Here is a 26,005-nt window from a genome sequence, read left to right as displayed (position 1 = left end):
TTCCCGTCAAACTGGCGGAACACCTGGCCCGGAGGCCGGCATTGCGTAGAGCCGACCCCGTAACCAGGACCCCTGACCATGCACGACATCGACCCCGTCGAAACCCAGGAATGGCTGGACGCGCTGGAATCCGTACTGGAGAAAGAAGGCGAAGAACGCGCCCACTACCTGATGACTCGCCTCGGCGAGCTGGCCAGCCGAACCGGCACGCAACTGCCCTACGCCATCACCACGCCCTACCGCAACACCATCCCGGTGGGGCAGGAAGCCCGCATGCCGGGCGACCTGTTCATGGAGCGGCGCATCCGTTCGCTGGTGCGCTGGAACGCCCTGGCCATGGTGATGCGCGCCAACCACAAGGACCCGTCGCTGGGCGGGCACATCTCCACCTTCGCCTCGTCGGCGACGCTCTACGACATCGGCTTCAACTACTTCTTCAACGGCCCCACCGAGGAGCACGCCGGCGACCTGATCTACTTCCAGGGCCACGCCTCGCCGGGCTTCTATGCCCGCGCCTACATCGAGGGCCTGCTCAGCGACGAGCAGCTGGAGAACTTCCGCCAAGAGGTCGACGGCAAGGGCCTCTCCTCCTATCCGCACCCGCGCCTGATGCCGCAGTTCTGGCAGTTCCCGACGGTGTCCATGGGCCTGGGGCCGATCCAGGCGATCTACCAGGCGCGCTTCATGAAGTACCTGGAGAGCCGCGGCTTCATTCCCACCGGCAAGCAGAAGGTCTGGTGCTTCCTGGGTGATGGCGAGACCGACGAGCCGGAATCCCTCGGCGCGATCTCCCTGGCCGGACGGGAGAAGCTCGACAACCTGATCTTCGTGGTGAACTGCAACCTGCAGCGCCTGGATGGCCCGGTGCGCGGCAACGGCAAGATCATCCAGGAGCTGGAAGGCGTGTTCCGCGGCGCCAACTGGAACGTGATCAAGGTGATCTGGGGCCGCTTCTGGGACCCGCTGTTCGCCAAGGACCATGCCGGCCTGCTGCAGGCGCGGATGGACGAGGCCGTCGACGGCGACTACCAGAACTACAAGGCCAAGGACGGCGCCTATGTGCGCGAGCACTTCTTCGGTGCGCGGCCGGAATTGCTGGAGATGGTCAAGGACCTCTCCGACGAGGAAATCTGGAAGCTCAACCGCGGCGGGCACGACCCGTACAAGGTCTACGCCGCCTATCACGCGGCGGTGAACCACAAGGGCCAGCCCAGCGTGGTGCTGGCCAAGACCATCAAGGGCTACGGCACCGGCACCGGCGAGGCGAAGAACATCGCCCACAACATCCACGAGATCGACGTGGACAGCCTGCGCGCCTTCCGCGACCGCTTCGACATCCCGATCAAGGATGCCGACCTCGCCAAGCTGCCCTTCTACCGCCCCGAGGAAGGCAGCGCCGAGGCGCGCTACCTGAAGGAGCGCCGCGCCGCCCTGGGTGGGTTCATGCCCCACCGCCACGGCAACAGCCAGCGCATCCCGGCGCCCCCGCTGGAGACGCTCAAGGCGCTGCTGGATGGCTCGGGCGACCGCGAGATTTCCACCACCATGGCCTTCGTGCGGATCATCTCGCAGCTGGTCAAGGACAAGGAACTGGGCCAGCGCATCGTGCCGATCATCCCTGACGAGGCGCGCACCTTCGGCATGGAGGGCATGTTCCGCCAGCTCGGCATCTACTCCTCGGTGGGCCAGCTGTACGAGCCGGTCGACAAGGAACAGCTGATGTTCTATCGCGAGGACAAGCAGGGCCAGATCCTCGAGGAAGGCATCACCGAGGCCGGCGCCATGTCGTCGTTCATCGCCGCCGGCACCGCCTACAGCAACTACCGCCAGCCAATGCTGCCGTTCTACATCTTCTATTCGATGTTCGGCTTCCAGCGCATCGGCGACCTGGCCTGGGCCGCCGGCGACAGCCTGACGCGCGGCTTCCTGCTGGGCGGCACGGCCGGGCGCACCACGCTCAATGGCGAGGGCCTGCAGCACGAGGATGGCCACAGCCACGTGCTGGCCTCGGTCATTCCCAACTGCCGCACCTACGACCCGACCTACTCCTACGAGCTGGCGGTGATCATCCAGGAAGGGGTGCGGCAGATGATGGAAGAGCAGCAGGACGTCTTCTACTACATCACCGTGATGAACGAGAACTACCCTCACCCACCGCTGCCCAAGGGCGTCGAGCAGGGCATCATCAAGGGCCTGTACCTGCTCTTCGAGGACCGCCGCGCCGCCGCGCACCACGTACAGCTCCTCGGCTCCGGGACCATCCTGCGCGAAGTCGAGGCGGCGGCGAAGATCCTGCGCGAAGACTTCGGCATCGGCGCGGACGTCTGGTCGGCTCCCAGCTTCAACGAGCTGCGCCGCGATGGGCTGGCCGTGGAACGCTGGAACCGCCTGCATCCCGGCCAGAAGCCGAAGCGCAGCTACGTCGAGGAGTGCCTGGCCGGCCGCAAGGGGCCGGTGATCGCCTCCACCGACTACATGAAGGTCTACGCCGAACAGATTCGCCAGTGGGTGCCGACCAAGGAATACAAGGTGCTGGGCGCCGACGGCTTCGGCCGCAGTGACACCCGCGCGCGGCTGCGCCACTTCTTCGAGGTGGACCGCCACTGGGTGGTGCTCGCCGCGCTGGAGGCCCTGGCCGATCGCGGCGACATCGAGCCGAAGGTGGTGGCCGAGGCCATCGCGAGATTCGGCCTCGACCCGGAAAAAACCAACCCGCTGGACTGCTAGAACCTGCTCAAGGTCTTGCCGAACGCCGTTCAGGCCAGGCGAGAGCAGGCGAAAAAGCGCAGTTTACGAGCGACAAACGAGTATTTCGAGCCTGCTCTCAACGCCGCATGAGCCCATGCAGGCAGACATCGAGCAGGTTCTGAGGAGAGGCAGAGTGAGCGAGACTATTCGCGTACCCGACATCGGCAATGGCCAGGGCGAAGTGATCGAACTGCTGGTCAAGGTCGGCGACCGCATCGAGGCCGACCAGAGCCTGCTGATGCTGGAGTCCGACAAGGCCAGCATGGAGATTCCCGCGCCCAAGGCCGGCGTGGTGAAAGCCATCAAGGTGAAGATTGGCGACACCCTCAAGGAAGGCGACGAGATTCTGGAGCTGGAAGCCGAGGGCGCCACCACCGCCCCCGAGGCGGAGGAGCCCGCCCCACCGGCCGCCGAAGCGCCCCCGCCTGCCGCCGCCCCCGAGCCGCAACCGGCCCCGGCGGGCGCCACGGGGGGTGGCGTGGAAACCATCAGGGTGCCGGACATCGGTAACGGCCAGGGCGAGATCATCGAACTGATGGTCAAGGTCGGCGACGCCATCGAGGCCGATCAAAGTCTGCTGACGCTGGAGTCGGACAAGGCCAGCATGGAAATCCCCGCGCCGAAGGCCGGCGTGGTGAAGGCCATCAAGGTGAAGATCAGCGACACCCTCAAGGAAGGCGACGAGATTCTCGACCTGGAGGTCGCCGGTGCGGCGCCCGCTCCCGTCGCTGCAACGGCAACTGCCGAGAAGCCCGCCGCCGCCCCGGCCACGCCAGCCGAACCGGCGAGGACGGAAAAGACCGAGGCCCCGGCGGCTGCCCCGGTGGGCGCGCCAAGCCGCGACGGCACCAAGGTGCATGCCGGCCCTGCCGTGCGCAGGGTCGCCCGCGAGTTCGGCGTCGACCTGGCTGCGGTCACCGGCACCGGGCCCAAGGGCCGCATCCTCAAGGAAGACGTGCAGGCGTTCGTGAAGGAGCAAGTGCAGCGCAGCAAGGCCGGCGCGCCCGCGGGCGCGAGCGGTGGCGCGGGCATTCCGCCGATTCCGGAGATCGACTTCAGCAAGTTCGGCGACGTGGAAGAAGTGGCGATGACCCGGCTGATGCGGGTCGGCGCCAGCAACCTGCACCGCAGCTGGCTGAACGTGCCCCACGTGACGCAGTTCGAGTCCGCCGACATTACCGAGGCGGAAGCCTTCCGCATTGCGCAGAAGGCGGTCGCGGAAAAGGCCGGAACCAAGCTGACCATCCTGCCGATCCTGCTCAAGGCCTGCGCGCACCTGCTGCGCGAATTGCCGGACTTCAACAGTTCGCTGGCTCCCAGCGGCAAGGCGCTGATCCGCAAGAAGTACGTGCACATCGGCTTCGCGGTGGACACGCCGGACGGCCTGCTGGTGCCGGTGATCCGCGACGTCGACAGGAAAGGCCTGCTGCAACTCGCCCTCGAGGCTGCCGAGCTGGCGGAGAAGGCGCGGACCAAGAAACTCTCCTCCGATGCCATGCAGGGGGCCTGCTTCACCATTTCCAGCCTCGGCCATATCGGCGGCACCGGCTTCACACCGATCGTCAATGCGCCGGAAGTGGCGATCCTCGGGGTGAGCAAGGCGACCATCCAGCCAGTGTGGGACGGCAAAGCCTTCCAGCCGCGGCTGATGTTGCCGCTGTCGCTGTCCTACGACCACCGCGTGATCAACGGCGCGGCGGCGGCGCGGTTCACCCGGCGGCTCGGGGAAGTGCTGGGGGATATCCGCAGCTTGTTGTTATAGCGCGGCGCGGTTCGCGAGCAAGCTCGCTCCTGCAGGTGACGCCGCTCGTCGTAGGAGCGAACGTGCTCGCGAACCCATCACATCCGATCCAGCGGGATCCGCAGGTAGCGCACGCCGTTTGCTTCCGCCTGCGGCAGCTCACCCGCACGCATGTTCACCTGGATCGACGGCCAGATGAGCGCCGGCGCCTGCAGGGTCGCATCGCGTTCGTTGCGCAGGGTGACGAAGGCGTCCTCGCTGACGCCCTCGTGCACGTGCACGTTCTCCTGCCGTTCCTGCGCCACCGTGGTCTCGTGCCGATGCTCGTCGCGGCCGGGGGCCAGGTAGTCGTGGCACAGGAACACCCGGGTGTCCCCCGGCAGCGCGAATAGCCGCTGGATGGACCGATACAACTGCCGCGCATCGCCGCCGGGAAAGTCGCAGCGGGCGGTACCGTAGTCGGGCATGAACAGGGTGTCGCCGACGAACGCCACCTCACCGATCAGGTAGGTCATGCACGCCGGCGTGTGGCCGGGCGTGTGCAACGCCTGCGCCTGCAGCTCGCCAATCTGGAAGCGCTCGCCATCCTCGAACAAGTGGTCGAACTGGCTGCCATCGCAGGGAAAGTCCTCGCCCAGGTTGAGCAGGCCGGCAAAGGTGCGCTGCACCTGGGTGATGTTCGAACCGATGGCCAGCCGCCCGCCCAGCTCGCCCTTGAGCCAGGCGGCAGCGGACAGGTGATCGGCATGCAGGTGAGTCTCCAGCAGCCACTCCACCGTCAGCGCCTGCTCCCGCACGTAGTCGAGGATGCGCCGCGCGCCGGCATTGCCGACACGGCCGGAGGCGGCATCGTAGTCCAGCACGGGGTCGATGATGGCGCAGCGCCCGGTGCTGTGGTCCGCCACCACGTAGCTGTACGCGGACGTGTCCGGGTCGAAGAAATGCTGGATGGTGCCACTCATGCCCCGCTCCTATCTGGTTCCCGATGGCCAAGCGTCTTCTCGTAGCGCCAGGCGTCACTGCCGTCTTCGTAGAAGCCGGCCGTGCGGGCAAAACGGCGATAACCCTGGCGCTCGTACAAGGCGATGGCGACTGGGTTGTCCAGGCGGACCTCCAGGCGCAGCCGCGAGCAGTTCCGCGCCGCGGATCGCCGCTCGCCCTCCTCCAGCAATCCGCGCCCCACGCCCTGGCCCCGGGCCCGCGCCGAGACTGCCAGGGAGTATAGGCGCGCCACGCCGCTGCCCTGGCGAAACAGCAGCAAGGCGTAGCCCAGCAGCTCGCCCTCCTTCTCGGCCACGACCAGGTCGGCGCTCGGTGCGGCGATCAGGTGGCGGAAGCTGCGCGCGCTGAGACGGTCCTCGTTGAAGGTGCCTTCTTCCAGCGTCACCAGAGGCGGCAAATCGGCGAGCGTGGCAAGGCGATATAACAACGACATGGGGTCTCCGTAAAACTTTCGTAATGAACCGGGACATTTGCTGAAGTTGCTGCTTAATAGTCTTACGGCAACTTTCACACAGGCCAAAAGAGAATGTCTTCGTTACAGACTAACTTCCATGAAAAGTTCAACGCAAGTTCCCTCCAGATAATCGCCGACGCCTCTGCACAGCCACCTTCAGCCCGCTCCAGCCAAGTCCTGATCATCGTCGAACGCAAGGAAGACTGGGCCTCTTACCTTCCCAGCGAAGACATGCTGACCGCGCGGGAATATCTGGAAGATTCCCGTCAGTTCGACACGGGCAAGCGCCTGCAAGTGATCAACCTGTGCCGCCATTATAAATACCTCGGGCACGGTTATTATTGTTCGCTGCTGGCCGAGGCGCGCGGGCACAAGGTGATTCCTTCGGTACGCACCATCAGCGAACTGGCGAAGAAATCCCTCTACGGGCTGGCCCTGGATGGCCTGGAGAAGACCCTGGAAAAAGCCCTCGACCAGCATCCCTGCGCCAGCACCGACGGCTTCACCCTACGCCTGTATTTCGGCCACACGGACCTGGAACCGCTGCAATCCATCGCCCGCCAGCTGTTCGAAGCCTTCCCCTGCCCCATCCTGCTGGTGGACTTTCGCCGCACCGACGCCTGGCACATCGCCGGTGTGCGACCCGGCGCGCTGCACAAGCTGCGGGAGAACCAGGAAGACCAGTTCGCCGACGCCCTCGACCGCTTCAGCCGGCGCGTGTGGCGCCAGCCCAACTCACGGCGCCTGGCGCGCTACGACCTGGCCATCCTGCACAACCCGGCGGAATCCCTGCCGCCCTCCAATGCCCGCGCCCTGGAAAACTTCGTCCGGGTCGGCCGGCAGTTGGGCATCGACGTCGAACTGATCGAGAAGAAGGACTATGCGCGCCTGGCCGAGTACGACGCGCTGCTGATCCGCGAGACCACCCGTGTCGACGACCACACGTACCGCTTTGCCAAGAAGGCCGAGAGCGAGGGGCTGATCGTGATGGACGACCCGGCGTCGATCCTGCGCTGCACCAACAAGGTCTACCTCACCGACCTGCTGCGCAGCCACGGCCTGGGCATGCCAGACACGGAAATCCTCTACAAGGACAACCCCCAGGAACTGGAGCGCGTCGGCGCGCGGCTGGGCTTCCCGCTGGTGCTGAAGATTCCCGACGGCTGTTTTTCCCGCGGCGTGTACAAAGTCGAGGACGCCCAGCAGCTGCGCAGCGTCAGCGCCGAACTGTTCGAGCACTCGGTCCTGCTGCTCGCCCAGGAATACCTCTACACCGACTACGACTGGCGCATCGGCATCCTCAACCGCCAGCCGGTGTTCGCCTGCCAGTACTTCATGTCCCGCGGGCACTGGCAGATCGTCCAGCACAAGGCCGACGGCGAGGTGATCGGCGAATGCCGCACGCTGTCGGTGGAGAAAGCGCCGTCCGCCGTGGTGGAGCTGGCGCTGAAGACCGCCAACCTGATCGGCGACGGCCTGTACGGCGTCGATCTGAAGGAAGTCGACGGCGAGGTGGTGGTGATCGAGGTGAACGACAACCCCAACCTCGACGCCGGCATCGAAGACGCCTGCCTCAAGGACGATCTGTACCGCCGGGTGCTGGAAGAGTTCGTCCGCCGCCTGGAACTCAAGCGCCGCGGCCAGGCGCTCTGATCCCTCTCAAGGAGCATCCCATGCAAGCCACGCACATCGGCCTGACCATCCTCATCGCCATCGTCGTGTTCGGCAGCGCGATCAACTATTTCGACCGCCGCCTGAAGCCGCGCGAGGTGCGCGAGCAGGCCCGGCGCAAGGCTCAGCCAAAGCGCAGGCAGTAGATCGGCGGCAGGTTGGCCGACAGGCACTGCCAGTGGTCGCCGCCGTTCTCGGACAGCCACAGGCCGCCGGTGGTCGACCCCATGGCCAGGCACGCGCCATCGTCGTCCACCACCAGGCCGTGGCGGTACACCAGGTCGAAGGCCGCCCCCGGCGGCAGGCCACTGTCGAGCACCTCGAAACTGGCGCCGCCGTCACGGGTACGGGTAACGACGAAGCGGCCGTCCACCGGAACCCGGCAGCCGTCCTTCACGGCGGGAACGAACCAGGCGGTGTCCGGCTGGGTCGGGTGGACGGCGACGGCAAAGCCGAAGCTGGATGGCGTCACCGGCACGTCGCGCCAATGCTCCCCGCCATCAGTGGAGGTGAAGATGCCGTTGTGGTGCTGCACCCACAGACGCTGCGGCTGCGCCGGGCACTGCACCAGCCGGTGCGGGTCCTGGATGGCGCCTTCTTCGCGCAGCTCCGGCGGCATGTAGTCGGCATACATGCCGCGGGTGGTGACGCGCCAGCTGGCGCCGCCATCATCGCTCTGCCACACGCCGCCGCAGGACACGGCGACCGTCAGGTGCTGGCTGTCGCGCGGGTCGACGCTGATCGAATGGATGCCCGGCCAGTCGTAGCCGCCGCCCATCCAGCGCGCGCGTTCGGGGCGGTCCCACAAGGGGCGGTTCAACGCCCAGCTGTCGCCGCCATCGTCGCTGCGGAACAGGCCGCCGGGGATGGTCCCGGCCCAGAGCACGCCGGGCTCGGCGGCGCCACCGGTTTCCAGGCACCAGATCTGCTGCAGCACCCAGGGCGCACCTTCGCCCTCGCTGGATGCCGGCAACGGGTCGGGCTGCGGCGGATAGGTCGGCACGGCGATTTCCTGCCAGTCCTCGCCGACACGCTGGCGCCACAGCTTGCAACCGAAGTGGCCGAGGTTGAGGGCGGCGTAGAGGGTTTCGTCGCGCGGGTCGGCCAGCACCGCGCTGAGCGGTTCGCCGAGGAAGTCGCGGCGGGTTTCCTGCCAGCCGTTGGCGCCGCGCTGAAAGGTGAACAGCCCCTTGCGGGTCGCTACCAGTAATCGATCATCCATTTCTGCTCTCCTGAAATCCCGCCGGGTACTCAACCGCCGCTCAGGGCCTGGACCACGTACACCTCGCTGTCCGCCGCCAGCGCATCGCTGAGGCGGACGCGGTCACGCAGGCGCAGGCCGTCGATGAAGATCGTCAGGTGCCGGCGCAGCCCGCCCTGGTCGTCAAGCAGGTAGCCGCGCAAGGCCGGCGCCTGGGTGAAGACCGCTTCCAGCGCAGCGGCCAGCGTCGCCGCCGGCAACTCGCATTCCTCGATGGGAACGTGGCGCTGGATCGACGGGGCGAAGACGATGCGGCACATGGACGGCCTCGTGGCTGACACGGATGGACCCAGTCTAGGGCAGCGCCGAGGAGTGCTGCGTCTCGTTCGACAGGATGCGTCAGGGCCGCCCGAACGGCTCTGCGACGGCCATCGACGCGCTACCAGGAAGGCAATCAGTTTCGATTTGGCAAAACCAAACGTCTTGAAAATCACATTTAACAAACCCATACGCCGTGCGAGTCTGCGGAAATCGTCAGCCAAATCCTTCGACATGCACCTGCTCGTTTCGCCCGCACCGCTGGAATCCGTCGCCGCCCGCAAGGCCGGCAGCGTCGTCCGCCTGCCGCGCAAACACGCCCGCTGGCTCGAACTGCAACCGCTGACCCTGCCTCTGGAACTGGCTTTCTGGGCGCTCTGGCATTGCCGCCACGCGCGCCCGCCGGATCGCACCTCTCGCTGACCGGGCACCCCGCCCGACATCGCCCGACGGAACTACGCTCAGGAGTGGCGCCACGCCGTTCTCGAACAAGACGTAGCCCGTTGCATCGCTTGCCTGCCTTCAACCCCGCGTCCCCGGCGCGGCCCTGGCCTGCAGGTCGTCAGCGCATCCGCGTGGATGCTAACGAGAGCCCCATGAATTTCGCCTCCGTGCAAGAAGCCCAGTATTTCCTGGCCCAGAACCCCGATATCGAGATGGTCGAGCTGTTCATCCTCGACGCCAACGGCGTGCCGCGCGGCAAGCTGCTGCACCGCGAGGAACTGCTCGCGGTGTACCAGTCCGGCCGCCCGCTGCCCAGCACCATCCTCGGCCTCACCGTGCACGGCGAGGATGTGGAGGATTCCGGGCTGGTATGGGACGTCGGCGATATCGACTGCCGCGCCTATCCGCTGGCCGGAAGCCTGGTGCGCCTGCCCTGGCGGCAGATCCCCACGGCCGCGGTGCAGGTCAGCATGCATCCCGAACAGGGCAAGCCGGCGGACATCGCCGACCCGCGCCATGTGCTGATCCATGTGATCGATGGCCTCAAGGCTGCCGGCTACTACCCGGTGATGGCGTGCGAGCTGGAGTTCTACCTGCTGGATGCCAAGCGCGACGCCAACGGCCGCCCGCAGCCGGCGCTGGATGCCGACGGCGGCCGCCCGCGCGCCACCCAGGTGTACGGCCTGCGTGAACTGGAGCAGATCGAGCCGTTCCTCGCCGACCTCTACGCTGCGTGCAAGGCCCAGGGCGTTCCGGCGCGCACGGCCATTTCCGAATACGCGCCGGGCCAGGTGGAAATCACCCTGGAGCACGGCGACGCGCTGCTCGCCATGGACCAGGCGGTGCGCTACAAGCGCCTGGTGAAAGGCGTGGCGCACAAGCACGGCATGCAGGCGTGCTTCATGGCCAAACCGTTCGACGACCTGGCCGGCACCGGCATGCACATGCACGTGTCGCTGGCCGATGCCGAGGGCAACAACCTGTTTGCCAGCGAAGACCCGGCAGGCACGCCGCTGCTGCGCCAGGCGGTGGGCGGCATGCTGAAAAGCCTGCTCGACTCGCTGCTGCTGTTCTGCCCCAACGCCAATTCCTATCGCCGCTTCCAGGCCAACAGCTATGCGCCGCTGGCGCCGACCTGGGGCTGCGACAACCGCACCGTGAGCCTGCGCGTGCCCGGCGGCCCGGCCAACACCCGGCACGTGGAGCACCGCATCTGCGGCGCCGATGCCAACCCTTATCTCGCTGCGGCGGCCATCCTCGCCGGCATCCACCGCGGCATCCGCGAGCAGATCGATCCGGGCGCGCCGGTGGAAGGCAATGGCTACGCCCAGGCCAAGGAACTGCTGCCCACCGACTGGCTCACCTCGCTGCGCGCGCTGGAGCGCTCCAGCTGGGCGCGCGACGCGCTGGGGCATGAGTTCCTCGGCGTCTACCTGAAGGTCAAGCAGGCCGAGTACCGCCAGTTCATGGGCGAGGTCGGCGAGCAGGACTGGCGCTGGTATCTGACGCAGGCGTGAAGGTGGGTGCGCTCAAGAGCCCCGCTCCCCGGTCCTGGCTACGCGCCCCGCTCCTCAGGCGGTAGAGGGGCCGAGTGTGCCGAGACGGGTTCTTCGCTCATGGGAACCTCAGGCTGAAACCGAATTTGCAGCCCGCTCCGATCAGCCCCCTCTCCCTTCAGGGAGAGGGCTGGGGAGAGGGAAACCGAACAACGACAGGAACACCGAAATGAACGCTGCACTGAACCCCGCCACGCCCGCCCCCGAGCGCGCGAAGTCCTACTACTCCGCGAGCCTCAACGAAGAGACCAGTTACCCCACGCTGCAAGGCGAGGTGAACGTCGACATCGCCATCATCGGCGGCGGCTTCACCGGCGTGGCCACCGCCGTCGAGCTGGCCGAGCGCGGCTACAAGGTCGCCATCGTCGAGACCAACAAGGTCGGCTGGGGCGCCAGCGGGCGCAACGGCGGGCAGGTCACCGGCAGCCTCTCCGGCGACGCCGCCATGAGCAAGCAGATGCGCCAGTGGCTGGGCGACGACGTCGACGATTTCATCTGGCACCTGCGCTGGCGCGGCCACGAGATCATCAAGAGCCGCGTGGAGAAATACGGCATCGCCTGCGACCTGAAGTTCGGTCACCTGCACGCGGCGATGAAGCCCTCGCACATGGACGAGCTCAAGGCCTCCTATGACGATGCCAAGCGCCGTGGCATGGGCGACGAGATCAGCCTGCTGGATGGCGCGGGCGTGCGCGCGCATCTGGAAAGCGACCTCTACTGCGGCGCCATCAAGAACACCCGCAACATGCACCTGCACCCGCTCAACCTGTGCATCGGCGAGGCCAAGGCCGCCGCCAGCCTGGGCGCGCTGATCTTCGAACACTCCGAGGTGCTGGACATCATCCACGGCCCGCGCCCGGCGGTGGTCACGTCGGGCGGGCGGATCAACGCCGCCCAGGTGATGCTGGCCGGCGACGTCTACCACAAGCTGGAGCGCAAGCAGCTCAAGGGCATGATCTTCCCGGCCATGGGCGGCATCGTCACCACCAAGCCGCTGGGCGAGCTGGCCAAGCGCATCAACCCGCAGGACCTGGCGGTCTACGACTGCCGCTTCGTGCTCGACTACTACCGCATGACCGGCGACGGCCGCCTGCTGTTCGGCGGCGGCGCCAACTACTCCGGCCGCGACTCGCGCGACATCGCCGGCGAACTGCGCCCGTGCATCGAGCGCACCTTCCCGGCGCTCAAGGGCGTGGACATCGAGTTCCAGTGGAGCTGTGCCATGGGCATCGTGATGAACCGCATCCCGCAACTGGGCAAGTTGTCGGAGAACGTCTGGTACTGCCAGGGCTATTCCGGCCACGGCGTGGCGACCACCCACATCATGGGCGAGATCATGGCCACCGCCATGACCGGCGACCTGGAGAAGTTCGACACCTTCGCCCAGTGCAAGCACATCCGCGTGCCGATGGGCGACGTGTTCGGCAACCCGATGCTGGCGGCGGGGATGTGGTACTACCAGATGATGGAGAAGCTGCGCTGATAACTGGCTGAACTCTTCCGTAGGTGCGGGCCATGCCCGCGATGCGCCCGGGGGGCGCTGATGTAGATCAGCGCGGGGTTTCTGCTCTTGTAGGAGCGGAGCTTCTCCGCGATGCGTTGGGGTCAGGAGTCCTGCGCCGCCTCGGCGTCCGCGCGGGGTCCGTGTTTCGCCCCCTCGGGCGAGTTACTTTCTCAAACGCCAGAAAGTAACCAAAGGGCTTGCCCCTGCATCCGGTTTTTCGCTGAGGCGAAAAACCTGATGTCCGGGGCAAGCCTTCTTGGTTACTTCTAAGGCGTTTGGAAGAAGTGACTCGCCTGAGGGGGCGAAACACAGAGTTCGAGCTCACACCGAAGCGGCGCTGAATCACCCACGCCGAAGCAGCAATACAGGATCAACCTGGGAGCCAAGGCAGACGCCGGCCCTGCCGGCGGATCGCGGGCATGGCCCGCTCCTACAGGCCATGTTCAGTGCGGCTCTTCGTAGGACCGAGGGGGACGCCTGGTCCTTGCTCGCGAACCTGCCCAGTCCCGGCTCTGCCGGCAGGTCGCGGGCAGGGCCCGCTCCTACAGGGTTTCGGCAATCAGGGGGAACGCCCATCCTGCGCCCGTACCCGCAGCCACTCGACACCACCGCCCCACTCGGGGATAAAGGCTCCACTTCGCCGTATGGAGTGAGCCATGCGTTTCCCCTCGATGACCGCCCTGCGCGTGCTGGATGCCGTCGCCCGCCTGGGCAGCCTCTCCGGCGCCGCCAGCGAGCTGAGCCTGACCCGCAGCGCCGTCAGTCACCAGTTGCACAGCCTGGAAGATTGCCTGGGCATCGCCCTCACCGAGCGGGTCGGCCGCGGCATCGCGCTGACCTACCACGGCGAGTGCTTCGCCCGTGAAACCCAGCGCGCGCTGGCGATCCTCAACGAGGCGCGGCGCTTCGCCAATGCCGAGGAAGTCGCCGGCCGGCTGTGCGTCAGCTGCACGCCGGGCTTCGCCACCTACTGGCTGTGCCACCAGATCGGCAAGTTCCAGCGCGCCCACCCGCAGGTGGAGCTGAACCTGGTCTCGCCACGGGTGCCCGACGATGTCAGCGACCGCGACGTCGACCTGTTCATCGCCTATGGCGTGGGCGACTGGACCGACCTGCACGTGGAGCTGATCGCCACCCTGGACAGCTTCCCGGTGTGCAGCCCGTCGCTGATCAATGCGGTGGGCGGCCTGGACTCGCCGGAAGATCTTGCCAGCCTACCCTTCCTGCACATGGTCGATCACTCCGACTGGCTGCTGTGGACGGCGGCGGCCGGGGTGCGCGACCTCAACGTGCGCAACGGCATCGTCTTCTCCGACGCCCACCTGGTGCAGTCGGCCGCCATCGCCGGGCAAGGCGTGGCCATGGGCGATGCGCTGGTCAGTGGCGACGCCATGGCCAAGGGGCAGCTGGTGCGGTTGTTCAACGTCGCCATCGAGCCGCCCAACCGCTACTACTTCGTCACCGACCCGGCCAAGTCCGAACGCCCGGACATACGCGCCTTCAAGGCCTGGATGAGGGCCGAACTGCGAATGTCCGAGCAGTTCCGCCAGAGCGGCCGGACCGCCGTGATAGGTGAATGATTTCGAACAATGAGGGCGAAAAAACGCGATTGATGCGGAGAGGGATTTAACAATACTGCATTAAAAAAAGGCCGCTGATCTTTACCGATCCTCACCCGGCGGCCACTCGAACAAGAACAAGAAATCGAGGTAAGTGCAGTGCAGCCCCAGCCCCAACTACGTGCCATCGGTATCGGCAAGAGCTACGGCAGTTTCAACGCGCTGGACAACGTGTCCATCGACATCCGGCAGGGGGAGTTCCTCACCCTCCTCGGCCCGTCGGGCTCCGGCAAGACCACCTTCCTGATGATCCTCGCCGGGTTCCAGGACCCATCCCGCGGCACGCTCGAAGAGGGCGGCGCCGACATCACCCGGCGCCCGGCCGAGAAGCGCAATTTCGGCATGGTGTTCCAGGGCTACGCGCTGTTCCCGCACATGAGCATCGAGGACAATGTCGGCTTCCCGCTGAAAATCCGTGGCGTGAAGGCCGAGGAGCGCAACCGCCGCGTGCGCCACATGCTCGAAGTGGTGGGCCTGGGCGAACACCTGGGCAAGCGCCCCGGCGAGCTCTCCGGCGGCCAGCAGCAGCGCGTGGCCATCGCCCGCGCGCTGGTGTTCGAACCGGACATGCTGCTGCTCGACGAACCCCTCTCGGCACTGGACAAGAACCTGCGCGAGCAGTTGCAGGCCGAACTGCAACGCATCCACCGCCAGGTCGGCACCACCTTCGTCTTCGTCACCCACGACCAGAACGAAGCCCTTGCCCTCTCCACCCGCATCGCCATCTTCAACCGTGGCCAACTGGCCCAGGTCGACGACCCTCAGACCATCTACAACCAGCCCAGCAACCGCTTCGTCGCCGAATTCCTCGGCAAGATGAACCTGTTCCCGCTGAGCCAGGTGGGCCGCGCCGGCGAGCTGGCCTGCGGTCGCTTCGGCGACGCCGAGCTGCGCGCCGGCTACTCCAACGCCGTGCAGGCCGACGCGCCGCTGCTGGCGGTACGCCCGGAGCACATGCAGCTGCACAGCGCCCCGCCGCAGGTGAACGGCCACAACGTGGTACAGGCGGTGCTCACCGCCAAGACCTACCAGGGCGCCAGCACCGAGTTGTGCCTGGGCGCCGGCGTCGAGGGCAAGCAACCCATGAGCCTGGCCGTGCACGCCGACCACCAGGCGTCGCGCCTGGAACAGGGCGCGAAGGTCTGGCTGAGCTGGCCCATCGAGAAAAGCCTGCTGATCGCCTGAGTCGCCGCAAGCATTCGTCCCCTTTTCGCCATCCCACCCGATCGGGAGCTGCCCCCATGTTCAATCCGCACCAGCAAGACTGCATCGAAGTCCTCATCGAAAAGACCCGCCGCGGGCAGATCGACCGCCGCACCTTCCTCAAGGGCATGGGCCTGATGGCCGCCCTGCCGCTGGCGTTGCGCAGCGGCGTAAGCTTTGCCGCCGGCGACAAGCCGCTGGTGGTGGTGAACTGGGGCGGCGACGCGATCAAGGCGTTCGGCAAGGCCTGGACCGAGGGCTTCTCCAAGGCCACCGGCATTCCCACCAAGATCGACGGCAGCGGCCCCACCGAGGGCGCCATCCGCACCCAGCTCTCCAGCGGCCGGGTCAGCTGGGACGTGGTCGACGCGGAAAGCTCGGTCCTGCAGATTCTCGGCAAGGAAGGCCTGGTGCAGCCCATCGACTACAACGTCGTCTCCAAGGACAAGGTGCTGCCCGGCTTCGCCTACGAATACGGCATCGCCAACTACATGCTCAGCTATGTGATCGCCTACGACAGCGAGCGCTTCGGCGACAAGGCGCCCACGACCTGGGCGGACTTCTGGGACGTCAAGACCTTCCCCGGCAAGCGCACCCTCTACAAGTGGATGAACGGCATGCTGGAGGCCGCCCTGCTGGCCGACGGCGTCACGCCGGACAAGCTCTACCCGCTGGATGTGCCGCGCGCGCTGAAGAAGATCGAAGAGCTCAAGCCCCACGTCCTGTCCTTCTGGGGCTCGGGCGCGGAAACCCAGCAGTTGCTGATCGAGGGCGAGGTCTCCATGGGCGCCATCTGGAACACCCGCGCCCAGGTGATCACCGAGGACAGCGAGGGCCGCATCAAGTGGACCTTCGACAATGCCCTGCTGGGCTGCAGCAACTGGGGCGTGCTCAAGGGCAACCCGGCGGGTACCGAGGCGGCCATGAAGTTCATCGCCTACGCCCAGGACCCGCAGTCCCAGGTGGAGCTGTTCAAGATGTTCGGCAACGGCCCGGCCAACCCCGCCGCCGCCGCACTGATCCCGGACGACCGCAAGCACCTGAACTGCACCGATCCTGCGAACCTGCCCAAGCAAGTGATGCTCAGCCACGAGTGGTACACCGACCACTACGGGGCGACCCTGGAGCAGTACCTGACCCATATTTCCAAGTGACGCGGAGCGCAGGTCATGGCCGATAACGCCCCCTCGCGGCTCAAGCTGGGCGCCCTGCTGCTGCCGCTGCCGGTCGTGCTGATCGTGTTCTACGTGCTGCCCTTCCTCGGCGTGCTCGGCTGGAGCGTGACCCTCCCGGAGCCGGGGATCGAGCAGTACCAGCGGATCATCACCGACCCGGCGATCCACGACGTGCTCTGGCGGACCTTCCGCCTGTGCACCACGGTCAGTGTGATATCCCTGCTGATCGCCTACCTGATGGCCTACTGCTGGGTCTACAGCCCGCCATTCTGGCAGCGCGTGGTGGAAATCTGCGTGTTCATCCCGTTCTGGCTGTCGGTGCTGGTGCGCGCCTTCGGCTGGCTGATCGCCCTGCGCAGCAACGGTCTGCTCAACGACTGGCTGCAGTATCTGGGCATCACCAGCGAGCCGTTGCAGCTGACCCGCAACGAGCTGGGCGTGGTGATCGGCATGGTCCACTTCATGGTGCCCTTCGCGCTGTTCCCGCTGGTATCCACCATGCGCCGCCTCGACCCGCGCGTGCTGCTCGCCGCGCGCGGCCTGGGCGCCGGGCAGCTGCGCACCTTCTGGAGCATCTTCGTGCCGCAGACCATCCCCGGCATCCTGGGCGCCTTCATCATCGTCTTCGTGTTCTGCCTGGGCTTCTTCATCACCCCGGCGATCCTTGGCGGCGGGCAGACGGTGATGGTGGCCGAGTACGTCTACCTGCAGATGTTCCAGACCAGCAACTGGGGCCTGGGCGCGGCGCTCTCGGTGGTGCTGCTGGCGCTGGTCAGCGGGATGATCTGGGCGCTGCTGCGCATGACCCGCGTCGACAAGCTGGTGGGATAAGGAGCCGCATTCATGAATTCGCACGAAACCAAGGCACCGAGCCGCCTGCTGGCGACCCTGGCGATGATCTTCATGGTCTTCCCGCTGTTGGCGGTGATCCCGGTGTCCTTCACCGGCAAGCGCTTTCTGTCGATGCCCAACGGCAACTGGTCGCTGCGCCACTACCAGGCGCTGCTGGACAGCCCCGAATGGCTCTCGGCGATCGGCCAGAGCCTGATCGTCGCCACCGCCACCTGCATCATCGCGACCGCGCTGGCGGTGAGCTTCAGCCTCGGCATCTGGTACCTGCGCTCGCGCCTGGCCACCCTGCTGATCGGCCTGGTGCTGCTGCCGATGGCGATCCCGCCGATGATCTCGGCGATGGTCCTGTACTTCATGGAAACCAAGGTCAGCCAGTTCGCCCCCGGCCTGGGCTACGACACCCTGTTCGGACTGACCATCGCGCACATCGTGATGGTCGTGCCCTACGGCGTGGTGACCATGCTGGTGGCGCTGAGCCAACTGGACCGGCGCATCGAACTGGCGGCCCGCAACCTGGGCGCGAGCCTCGGCCAGACCACCTTCCTGGTGGTGCTGCCGAACCTCAAGCTGGGCGTGGCGAGCACGGCGCTGCTGTGTTTTGCGCTCTCCTGGGAAGAGATCGCGGTGACCCTGTTCGTCACCAGCACCGAGGTGAACACCCTGCCGCGGCAGATCTGGTCCGGCCTGCGCGACAACATCGACCCGGCCGTGGCGGCCATCTCTGTGGTGCTGATCGCCCTGACCTTCGTGGCGCTGGTGGGACGGATGATTGCCCAGCGCATCGCCGCACGGCCGGCGGGAAGCTGAGACGCCCCCTGTAGGAGCGGGCCACGCCCGCGACCTGCCTCAAACCAGCTCGTGAGGGAAAATACCGGTAGGCGCAACTGTCTTTCTCTGAAAGTCCGTGCCTGGGATGTTCCCTCTCCCTAACCCTCTCCCTGAAGGGAGAGGGGATTGGATCAGTGCTGGCTGAAACTGCGGCGTCAACCGGCTCGGATGGCTCCCTCTCCCTTTGGAGCGGGCGCGCAGCCAGGGCGGAGGGAGATGGCTGACGCCAGCGCAGGACTACCCAGGTAGGAGCGGACCTTGTCCGCGAAATCCGCGGCAGCGAAATCGGCAGGTCCCGATGTCAGCGCCGGCCCCGCCGACGGATCGCGGGCATGGCCCGCTCCTACACCGGCCGCATGAGGCGGATCACTCCGCCTTCTTGCGAATCCAGTACAGGTAGGTACCCGCCTCTTCCTGCTGTTCCACCAGCTCGTGGCCGAGGAAGACGCAGAACTTGGGAATGTCGCGGCGGGTGGACGGGTCGGTGGCAATCACCTTGAGCAGGCCGCCGGCCGGCAGGTCGCGCACCTTGTTGTGCAGCATCATGACCGGCTCGGGGCAGTTCAGGCCGGTGGCGTCGAGGATCGCATCGACAGGCTGGGACATTACGTCACTCCAGAAAAATCAATGGCGCATTGTCGCGCAAAGGGCACCGTGCGGTCACCCCGCGTCCGTCCGGGTCACCGAACCTTGGTTGGGGGTGGGCGCGGCGGACGCCGGGCATGCTGGCGCATCCGCCCTCTCCTGCATGGAATGCCGATGCGCGCCCTCCTCTGCCTGTGCCTTGCGCTGCTCGCCGGCTGCGCCGCCCGCGACCAGGTTCCCGACTTCAATGCCAGCGCCGGCCAGGACCTGCCAGCCACCTGGTTCGAGGCGGTGATCACCGCCCGGGACGGCACGAAGCTCTCCGCCACCGTGTTCCAACCGGCGCTGAAAGCCGGCGAGAGCGCCCCGCTGATCGTCCACACCCACGGCTGGGGCGGCTGGCGGGTCACCGGGCCGGACGGCTACTACGGCAAGAACATGATGTCCGGCCGCGCCGCGCTGCGCGCCTGGAAGGCCGGCTTCTGGGTGGTCAGCTATGACCAGCGCGGCTGGGGCGGCAGCGACGGGCGCATCGAGATGATGAACCCGCAGTTCGAGGTGCAGGACGCCAGCGCGGTGATCGACTGGGCCGCGACACACCTGGCCCGGCTGACCCTGGACGGCCCGAACGACCCACGCGTGGGCATGCTCGGCGAAAGCTACGGCGGCGCCGTGCAACTGCTGGCCTCGGCGGAGGACCCGCGCATCGACACCATCGTTCCCATCGCCACCTGGTACGACCTGGCCGACGCCCTGGCGCCGGACGGCCAGCTGAAGATCGGCTGGGGCGGCGTGCTGGTCAGCCTGGGCCTGGCCACCGGCTACGACCTGGGCAAGTTCGTCCAGGCCGACTACCTGCACACCACCGGCGGACGCATGGCCGCGCCGGTGCAGGCCGAACTGCACGCCAACAGCCTCGCCAGCTACTGCGCGGCCGGCCGCCTGCCCCATGCCGACGCCCTGCTGATCCAGGGCCTGCGCGACACGCTGTTCCCGCTGGACCAGGGCCTGCAGATCCGCCAGTGCCTCAAACAGGGGCCGGCCGATGTGCGCCTGCTGGGTATGCAGGGCGGGCACATCCTGCCGCCGCCCTTGCAGGCCTGGAGCGGCCTGCCTCCGTTCAACAACGAGCCGGTGATCCACTGCGGCTCGCGGGCAATCAACCTCTACACCGGCATCGTCGCCTGGTACGAGGAAAAGCTGCGCAAGCGCCCCGGCGCCGCCGACGGCGTGCCGGACCTGTGCATCAGCCTCGACCTGGACCAGGGCGTGGCGCTGGACGACCTGCCGCCGCCCGGGCCCACCGTGGCGCTGCCGGCCACCGCCCTCCGCCCGGCGGTCAGCGGCCTGCTGCAGCCTTCGCGATTCGTTCCCTTGCAGCGCGTCAGCGAACCGAGCGCGTTGCTCGGCAGCGCTCAGGTGCGCCTCGACCAACCGCTGGTCGAACGCCCGGATACGCAGCTGTTCGCCGCCCTGGCGATTCGCAGCGCCGACGGCCGCACCCGGCGCCTGGACGAACAGGTGAAACCGCTGGCAAACCGGGGCAGCACGCGGCTAAACGCCGTCAGCGCCAGCCTCGCGCCGGGGGATGAGATTGGATTGCTGGTGAGCGGCTTCAGCGGCCAGTACCTGTTCAACAGCTCCTGGCGCTTTTCCTCGGTGGAATTGCAGGGGGAGGTGCAACTGCCCAGCCTCGTGCCGCTGCAACCTCGCGTCGCCGCACGCCGCTGACTCCTCTGCCGTGCGGTTCGCGAGCACGCTCGCTCCTACAGGTGAGCGCCGGTGCGCTTTTCGTAGGAGCGAGCTTGCTCGCGAACAAAGCCGCAGCCGCTCGTCCCAGAGAAACGACTAGCGCAACGGCCCGTCCGGCGCCTCGTCCAACTGCGCCAGCAGCATGGGCTGGCCATCGCCGTCGGCGGGCAGCAGCGCCCACTGTTCCTTCTTGCCCAGGCGCCGGTAGCTCTGCTTCACCTGGCTGCCCAGCGGCAAGGGGGCCTTGAAGTGCGCGTCCAGGCGCACGTTCTCGGCCAGGCGGCGGCCGGTCAGGCTGCGCGCCAGGCCCCACATGCCGTGGGCGAAGGGCTTGCCGAAGCCATAGTGCGAGGCCATCAGCCGCGACAGGTGCAGCGGGTTGAAGTCGCCACTCAGGCCGGCGTAGCGCCAGCCGACGATCTTCGGCACGCGCCACTGCACGCCGGCATGCACCGGCGCTTCCAGGGTGTGCCACTGGGCGCGCTCCGGCAGCGGGTCAGGCTCGCTGCCGGCATCGAGGAAGTCGCCCCGGCGCAGGTAGGTGGTGATGGACTGCCAGTAGAGCATGTCGTGATGCCAGGCCTCGGTGACCACGTCCACCTCCAGGCCCAGCTCATTGCGGCGGCTGGTGAGGATGCGGCAATCGAACTGCAGCGGCTCGTGTTCGTCGAGCAGGCGGTAGCGCTGGATGTGGCTGCGCAGGTGGATCAGCCCCACCACCGATAGCGGCATGCGCGAGCGGCTGAGCAGGCGCAGGTGCAGCGGCAGGCTGATCACCTGCGGGTAAAGCAGCGGTACGCCCAGCGCCGGGTCGAGGCCGAAGTGCTGGCGGTACGCGCGCAGGTGGCGCAGGTCGAAGGTCAGGGTGCGGCTGTCCATCGCCAGGTAGGGCACGCGCTCGCCCTGGCCGAGGCCACGGCGCGGCAGCAACATGCGGCTGTAACTGCCCAGCAGCGAGGGCAACTTTCGCTTCACGAACGGCTCCGGGTGAATTCGCGCCGCCTAGCATGGGCAATGCCGGGCGACGCGACAAGCCACCAAAGGTCGGGTGGCGCTGCCAGGCGCGTGGGGGTCGCTAGCGCTCGCCCTTCTCGATGCGGCGCAGGTGGCAGGTCACTTCCTCGCGGTCGTGGTAAAGCTGCTTGCAGCCGATCTGCACCTTCAGCCCGCGCTCGCGGAAGGCCTCTCCCAGGCGATCGAGGATGCGCCGCACCTCGGCGTAGCGCTGCTTCATCGGCAACTTCAGGTTGACGATGGCCTCGCGGCACAGGCCTTCGCCGATCCAAGTTTCGATCATCGCGCCGGTGCGCGCGGGCTTCTCGACGATGTCGCAGACCATCCAGTCCATGCGCTGGCGCGGGCGGAAGGCGTAGCCGTCGACACGCTGGTGCTCGACCAGCCCGGAATACATCAGGTTCTCCGCCATCGGCCCGTTGTCCACGGCGACCACGCGCATCTCCCGATTCACCAGCTGCCAGGTCCAGCCACCGGGCGATGCGCCCAGATCCACGGCGAGCATGTCCGGCGCCAGGCGGCGGTCCCAGTCGGCGCGGGGGATGAAGTGGTGCCAGGCCTCCTCCAGCTTCAGCGTCGAGCGGCTGGGCGCCTCGCGGGGGAACTTCAGGCGCGGAATGCCCATCGGCCACATGGCGCAATTGCGCGACTCGGCCAGGCCGATGAAGGCCTCGCGACCGGAGCGGAAGGTCAGCAACAGGCGCGGCAGGCTCGGGTCTTCCACCAGCTTGCCGGCTTTTACCAGCGCGGCGCGCAGCGGCTTCTCGAACTTGCGGCAGAAGGTCGACAGCTCCTTGCCATCGTTGGTGTCGAACACCTCCAGCCAGAGGCTGCCGCACGCCGGAAAACCGGCCAGGGCCTCGAGGATCGCACCGATGCGGTCCGTTTCCGGCAGCGCGGTGAAGCCGTTCCCACGCGCCCACTGGCGCGGGAAGATCAGCTCGGCGAAGCGCAGCTGGCGCATCAGGCGCTCGGCGCCGTCGTCCTCGGTGCAGATGAACTCGGCGTAGGCAGTCGCCGGCTTGGCCCGGGCGTAGCCGGGGATGTCCAGGCGCGCGGCGTGTTCGGACAGCTCGGCGCAGACCTCGCTCTCGAAGCCCGGACGGCAGTGCAGTAAGAGGGTATTCATCGGGGTGTCTCCTTGGCCGCGCACTATAGAGGGTGCCCGCGAAGGTTTCATGCAGATTCGCCGGAAATCTCCCACGACAGAAGTCACTTGTTCTGAACCCTACGCCGGAGCCAAGGGTCCAGAACAGATGGCAATACCCGTTCGGGCGGTCTAGCTTGAGTGGTCTGGCCCAGCCCGCCAGACGACTGCCCGCCGATTGCCCCGCCTGGCAAGAAGGGCCGCCGACCGTGGTTCAGCGGCGATGGATCAGGACGTTCGCGCCCTCCCTCGCCCCGTATCGCCAGTGCGCCGCGGCCCCGGCCGCGCCGCCGAACACGAGCAGAATCCAAGCCTGAGGAGAATGTCATGCCCGCAGTGGATAGCCTGAACAGCCTGCGCACCCTCGAGGTCGCCGGCAAGACCTATCACTACTACAGCCTGCCCGACGCGGCGAAGAGCCTGGGAGACCTCGGCAAGCTGCCCATGTCCCTGAAAGTCCTGCTGGAAAACCTGTTGCGCTGGGAAGACGGCAACACCGTTACCGGCGACGACCTCAAGGCCCTGGCCGGCTGGCTGAAGACCCGCAGCTCCGAGCGCGAGATCCAGTACCGCCCCGCCCGCGTGCTGATGCAGGACTTCACCGGCGTGCCCGCGGTAGTCGACCTCGCCGCCATGCGCGACGCCATGGCCAAGGCCGGCGGCGACCCGCAGAAGATCAATCCGCTGTCCCCTGTCGACCTTGTCATCGACCACTCGGTGATGGTGGACAAGTTCGCCAGCCAGTCCGCCTTCGCCCAGAACGTCGAGATCGAGATGGAGCGCAACGGCGAACGCTACGCCTTCCTGCGCTGGGGGCAGAACGCCTTCGACAACTTCCGCGTGGTGCCGCCGGGCACCGGCATCTGCCACCAGGTCAACCTGGAATACCTGGGGCGCACCGTGTGGACCAAGGACGAGGACGGCCGCACCTACGCCTTCCCCGACACACTGGTCGGCACCGACTCGCACACCACCATGATCAACGGCCTGGGCGTGCTCGGCTGGGGCGTGGGCGGTATCGAGGCGGAAGCGGCCATGCTCGGCCAGCCGGTGTCGATGCTGATTCCCGAGGTCATCGGCTTCAAGCTCACCGGCAAGCTGAAGGAAGGCATCACCGCCACCGACCTGGTGCTGACCGTTACCCAGATGCTGCGCAAGAAAGGCGTTGTAGGAAAGTTCGTCGAATTCTACGGGGACGGCCTCGCCGACCTGCCGCTGGCGGACCGCGCCACCATCGCCAACATGGCGCCCGAATACGGCGCCACGTGCGGCTTCTTCCCGGTGGACGAGATCACCCTGGGTTACCTGCGCCTGTCCGGCCGGCCGGAAGCCACCGTGCAACTGGTGGAGGCCTACAGCAAGGCGCAGGGCCTGTGGCGCGAGAAAGGCCACGAGCCGGTATTCACCGACTCCCTGCAACTGGACATGGGCGACGTCGAAGCCAGCCTCGCCGGCCCCAAACGCCCGCAGGACCGCGTTGCCCTCGGCCACGTCAGCCAGGCCTTCGATGACTTCCTCGGCCTGCAGATCAAGCCCGCCGCCACCGAGGAAGGCCGCCTGCTCAGCGAGGGCGGCGGTGGCGCTGCCGTCGGCTCGGCGGAGTCCACCGGGGAAGCCGACTACCACTACGAAGGCCAGACCCACCGGCTGAAGAACGGCGCCGTGGTGATCGCCGCCATCACCTCCTGCACCAACACCTCCAACCCCAGCGTGATGATGGCCGCCGGCCTGCTGGCGAAGAAGGCGCTGGAAAAAGGCCTGCAGCGCAAGCCCTGGGTGAAGAGTTCCCTGGCCCCCGGCTCCAAGGTGGTCACCGACTACTTCCACGCCGCCGGCCTGACCCGTTACCTGGACGAACTGGGCTTCGATCTGGTCGGCTATGGCTGCACCACCTGCATCGGCAACTCCGGCCCGCTGCTGGAGCCCATCGAGAAGGCCATCCAGCAGGCCGACCTGACCGTCGCCTCGGTGCTCTCGGGCAACCGCAACTTCGAAGGGCGTGTGCACCCGCTGGTGAAAACCAACTGGCTGGCGTCGCCGCCCCTGGTGGTCGCCTATGCCCTCGCCGGCACCGTGCGCATCGACCTGACCAAAGAACCGCTGGGCACCGGCAGGGATGGTCAGCCGGTGTATCTGAAGGACATCTGGCCGACCCAGCAGGAAATCGCCGACGCCGTTCAGAAAGTCGACACGAAAATGTTCCACAAGGAATACGCCGAAGTCTTCCAGGGCGATGAGAAGTGGCGTGCGATCCAGGTGCCGGACGCCAAGACCTACACCTGGCAGGACGATTCCACCTACATCCAGCATCCGCCGTTCTTCGAACACATCGCCGAGGCACCGCCGCAGGTGGCAGACATCCGTGGCGCGAAGATCCTCGCCCTACTGGGCGACTCGGTGACCACCGACCACATCTCCCCCGCCGGCAACATCAAGAAGGACAGCCCCGCCGGGCGCTACCTCAGCGAGCATGGCGTGGCCTACGCCGACTTCAACTCCTACGGCTCGCGCCGTGGGAATCATGAGGTGATGATGCGCGGCACCTTCGCCAACATCCGCATCAAGAACGAGATGCTGGGCGGCGAGGAAGGCGGCAATACCCTCTATGTACCCACCGGGGAAAAGCTGGCGATCTACGATGCCGCCATGCGCTACCAGCAGGACGGCACGCCCCTGGTGATCGTCGCCGGCAAGGAGTACGGCACCGGCTCGTCCCGCGACTGGGCGGCCAAGGGCACTAACCTGCTGGGCGTGAAAGCGGTGATCGCCGAGAGCTTCGAGCGGATCCACCGTTCCAACCTGGTGGGCATGGGCGTGTTGCCGTTGCAGTTCAAGGAGGGCCAGGACCGCAAGGCCCTGAAGCTGAGCGGCAAGGAAGTGCTGAGTATCAGCGGCCTGTCGGGCGAGCTGAAGCCGCACATGCCCCTCACGGTCGCGGTGCAACGCGAGGACGGCAGCCAGGACAGCTTCGCGGTGCTGTGCCGCATCGATACCCAGAACGAAGTCGAGTACTTCAAGGCCGGCGGCATCCTTCACTACGTGCTGCGCAGCCTGATCTAGAGCGCTCCGGCGGCCCGCAACGGGCCGCCCTCTTCGACTTTCGAAAGGCTTCCGGTGACTCATGGCGATAGGCTATCGTCAGCCTACCGGCGTCACTCTTCTGTCATTTTTCTGTGATCGCTATCAAATTT

The 26,005-nt window shown here is 66.8% G+C and carries 21 protein-coding genes; 14 read left to right on the top strand and 7 right to left on the bottom strand.

Annotated elements, in window-relative coordinates; all coding sequences use genetic code 11:
• The first annotated feature begins 78 nt into the window (after positions 1–78).
• Both aceE and aceF read left to right on the top strand, forming a co-directional pair.
• On the top strand, positions 79–2,727 hold the full coding sequence (gene aceE, locus ACNFIA_RS07805) for a pyruvate dehydrogenase (acetyl-transferring), homodimeric type (protein WP_416783824.1): 2,649 nt from the start codon (positions 79–81) through the stop codon (positions 2,725–2,727).
• A gap of 154 nt (positions 2,728–2,881) precedes the next feature.
• Positions 2,882–4,510, top strand: coding sequence for a dihydrolipoyllysine-residue acetyltransferase (gene aceF, locus ACNFIA_RS07800; protein WP_416783822.1), 1,629 nt, complete (start codon positions 2,882–2,884; stop codon positions 4,508–4,510).
• A gap of 77 nt (positions 4,511–4,587) precedes the next feature.
• On the opposite strand, the gene ACNFIA_RS07795 is transcribed toward aceF, so the two are convergent.
• Positions 4,588–5,451 carry an MBL fold metallo-hydrolase gene (locus ACNFIA_RS07795; RefSeq protein WP_416783821.1) on the bottom strand — a complete coding sequence of 288 codons (864 nt, stop codon included), beginning with the start codon at positions 5,449–5,451 and terminating at the stop codon, positions 4,588–4,590.
• Positions 5,448–5,924 carry a GNAT family N-acetyltransferase gene (locus ACNFIA_RS07790; RefSeq protein ID WP_416783819.1) on the bottom strand — a complete coding sequence of 159 codons (477 nt, stop codon included), beginning with the start codon at positions 5,922–5,924 and terminating at the stop codon, positions 5,448–5,450. Before ACNFIA_RS07790 ends, ACNFIA_RS07795 begins: the two co-directional genes overlap by 4 nt.
• 93 nt (positions 5,925–6,017) lie before the next feature.
• On the opposite strand from ACNFIA_RS07790, the gene ACNFIA_RS07785 reads away from it, so the two are divergent.
• A complete protein-coding gene (locus ACNFIA_RS07785) occupies positions 6,018–7,598 on the top strand; it encodes a RimK family protein (protein WP_416783818.1) in 1,581 nt (526 codons plus the stop codon).
• A gap of 20 nt (positions 7,599–7,618) precedes the next feature.
• Positions 7,619–7,762, top strand: coding sequence for a hypothetical protein (locus tag ACNFIA_RS07780; protein ID WP_416783816.1), 144 nt, complete (start codon positions 7,619–7,621; stop codon positions 7,760–7,762).
• Here ACNFIA_RS07780 and ACNFIA_RS07775 read toward each other — a convergent pair.
• Both ACNFIA_RS07775 and ACNFIA_RS07770 read right to left on the bottom strand, forming a co-directional pair.
• A complete protein-coding gene (locus ACNFIA_RS07775; protein ID WP_416783814.1) occupies positions 7,741–8,838 on the bottom strand; it encodes a WD40/YVTN/BNR-like repeat-containing protein in 1,098 nt (365 codons plus the stop codon). The genes ACNFIA_RS07780 and ACNFIA_RS07775 overlap by 22 nt on opposite strands.
• 29 nt (positions 8,839–8,867) lie before the next feature.
• A complete protein-coding gene (locus ACNFIA_RS07770) occupies positions 8,868–9,137 on the bottom strand; it encodes a MoaD/ThiS family protein (RefSeq protein ID WP_416783812.1) in 270 nt (89 codons plus the stop codon).
• Between the two features lie 232 nt (positions 9,138–9,369).
• Between ACNFIA_RS07770 and ACNFIA_RS07765 the strand changes: the two genes are divergently transcribed.
• The 8 genes from ACNFIA_RS07765 (at position 9,370) to ACNFIA_RS07730 (ending at position 18,295) form a co-directional block, all read left to right on the top strand.
• Positions 9,370–9,558 carry a hypothetical protein gene (locus ACNFIA_RS07765; protein WP_416783811.1) on the top strand — a complete coding sequence of 63 codons (189 nt, stop codon included), beginning with the start codon at positions 9,370–9,372 and terminating at the stop codon, positions 9,556–9,558.
• A 173-nt stretch (positions 9,559–9,731) separates the two neighbouring features.
• Positions 9,732–11,096 carry a glutamine synthetase family protein gene (locus ACNFIA_RS07760; protein WP_416783810.1) on the top strand — a complete coding sequence of 455 codons (1,365 nt, stop codon included), beginning with the start codon at positions 9,732–9,734 and terminating at the stop codon, positions 11,094–11,096.
• Between the two features lie 208 nt (positions 11,097–11,304).
• Positions 11,305–12,618: an NAD(P)/FAD-dependent oxidoreductase gene (locus ACNFIA_RS07755; protein ID WP_416783808.1), complete on the top strand. Its 1,314-nt coding sequence runs from the start codon at positions 11,305–11,307 to the stop codon at positions 12,616–12,618.
• Positions 12,619–13,295: 677 nt separating this feature from the next.
• The gene (locus ACNFIA_RS07750) at positions 13,296–14,219 is read left to right on the top strand and encodes a LysR substrate-binding domain-containing protein (RefSeq protein ID WP_259755842.1); all 924 of its coding nucleotides are present in this window, start codon (positions 13,296–13,298) and stop codon (positions 14,217–14,219) included.
• Between the two features lie 138 nt (positions 14,220–14,357).
• Positions 14,358–15,443, top strand: a complete 1,086-nt coding sequence (locus ACNFIA_RS07745; protein ID WP_416783807.1) for an ABC transporter ATP-binding protein — start codon at positions 14,358–14,360, stop codon at positions 15,441–15,443.
• A 56-nt stretch (positions 15,444–15,499) separates the two neighbouring features.
• Positions 15,500–16,615, top strand: coding sequence for an ABC transporter substrate-binding protein (locus ACNFIA_RS07740; protein WP_259755844.1), 1,116 nt, complete (start codon positions 15,500–15,502; stop codon positions 16,613–16,615).
• A gap of 15 nt (positions 16,616–16,630) precedes the next feature.
• On the top strand, positions 16,631–17,467 hold the full coding sequence (locus ACNFIA_RS07735; RefSeq protein ID WP_259755845.1) for an ABC transporter permease: 837 nt from the start codon (positions 16,631–16,633) through the stop codon (positions 17,465–17,467).
• 12 nt (positions 17,468–17,479) lie between these two features.
• On the top strand, positions 17,480–18,295 hold the full coding sequence (locus ACNFIA_RS07730) for an ABC transporter permease (RefSeq protein WP_259755847.1): 816 nt from the start codon (positions 17,480–17,482) through the stop codon (positions 18,293–18,295).
• Between the two features lie 387 nt (positions 18,296–18,682).
• On the opposite strand, the gene tusA is transcribed toward ACNFIA_RS07730, so the two are convergent.
• Positions 18,683–18,922, bottom strand: coding sequence for a sulfurtransferase TusA (gene tusA, locus ACNFIA_RS07725; RefSeq protein WP_015477744.1), 240 nt, complete (start codon positions 18,920–18,922; stop codon positions 18,683–18,685).
• Positions 18,923–19,075: 153 nt separating this feature from the next.
• Between tusA and ACNFIA_RS07720 the strand changes: the two genes are divergently transcribed.
• The gene (locus ACNFIA_RS07720; protein ID WP_416783804.1) at positions 19,076–20,632 is read left to right on the top strand and encodes an alpha/beta hydrolase; all 1,557 of its coding nucleotides are present in this window, start codon (positions 19,076–19,078) and stop codon (positions 20,630–20,632) included.
• Between the two features lie 117 nt (positions 20,633–20,749).
• On the opposite strand, the gene ACNFIA_RS07715 is transcribed toward ACNFIA_RS07720, so the two are convergent.
• Both ACNFIA_RS07715 and rlmM read right to left on the bottom strand, forming a co-directional pair.
• Positions 20,750–21,628, bottom strand: a complete 879-nt coding sequence (locus ACNFIA_RS07715; protein ID WP_416783803.1) for a MaoC family dehydratase — start codon at positions 21,626–21,628, stop codon at positions 20,750–20,752.
• A 100-nt stretch (positions 21,629–21,728) separates the two neighbouring features.
• Positions 21,729–22,796, bottom strand: a complete 1,068-nt coding sequence (gene rlmM / locus ACNFIA_RS07710) for a 23S rRNA (cytidine(2498)-2'-O)-methyltransferase RlmM (protein ID WP_416783801.1) — start codon at positions 22,794–22,796, stop codon at positions 21,729–21,731.
• A 345-nt stretch (positions 22,797–23,141) separates the two neighbouring features.
• Here rlmM and acnA point away from each other — a divergent pair, with 345 nt between their 5' ends.
• Positions 23,142–25,874, top strand: a complete 2,733-nt coding sequence (gene acnA / locus ACNFIA_RS07705; RefSeq protein ID WP_416783799.1) for an aconitate hydratase AcnA — start codon at positions 23,142–23,144, stop codon at positions 25,872–25,874.
• Positions 25,875–26,005: the final 131 nt, after the last annotated feature.

It is taken from the genome of Pseudomonas sp. NY15437 (assembly GCF_048068435.1).
GTDB classification, from domain to species: domain Bacteria; phylum Pseudomonadota; class Gammaproteobacteria; order Pseudomonadales; family Pseudomonadaceae; genus Pseudomonas; species Pseudomonas nitroreducens_B.
The sequence above is the reverse complement of the archived record's forward strand: the minus strand, read 5'-3'. Positions and strand labels throughout refer to the sequence as shown.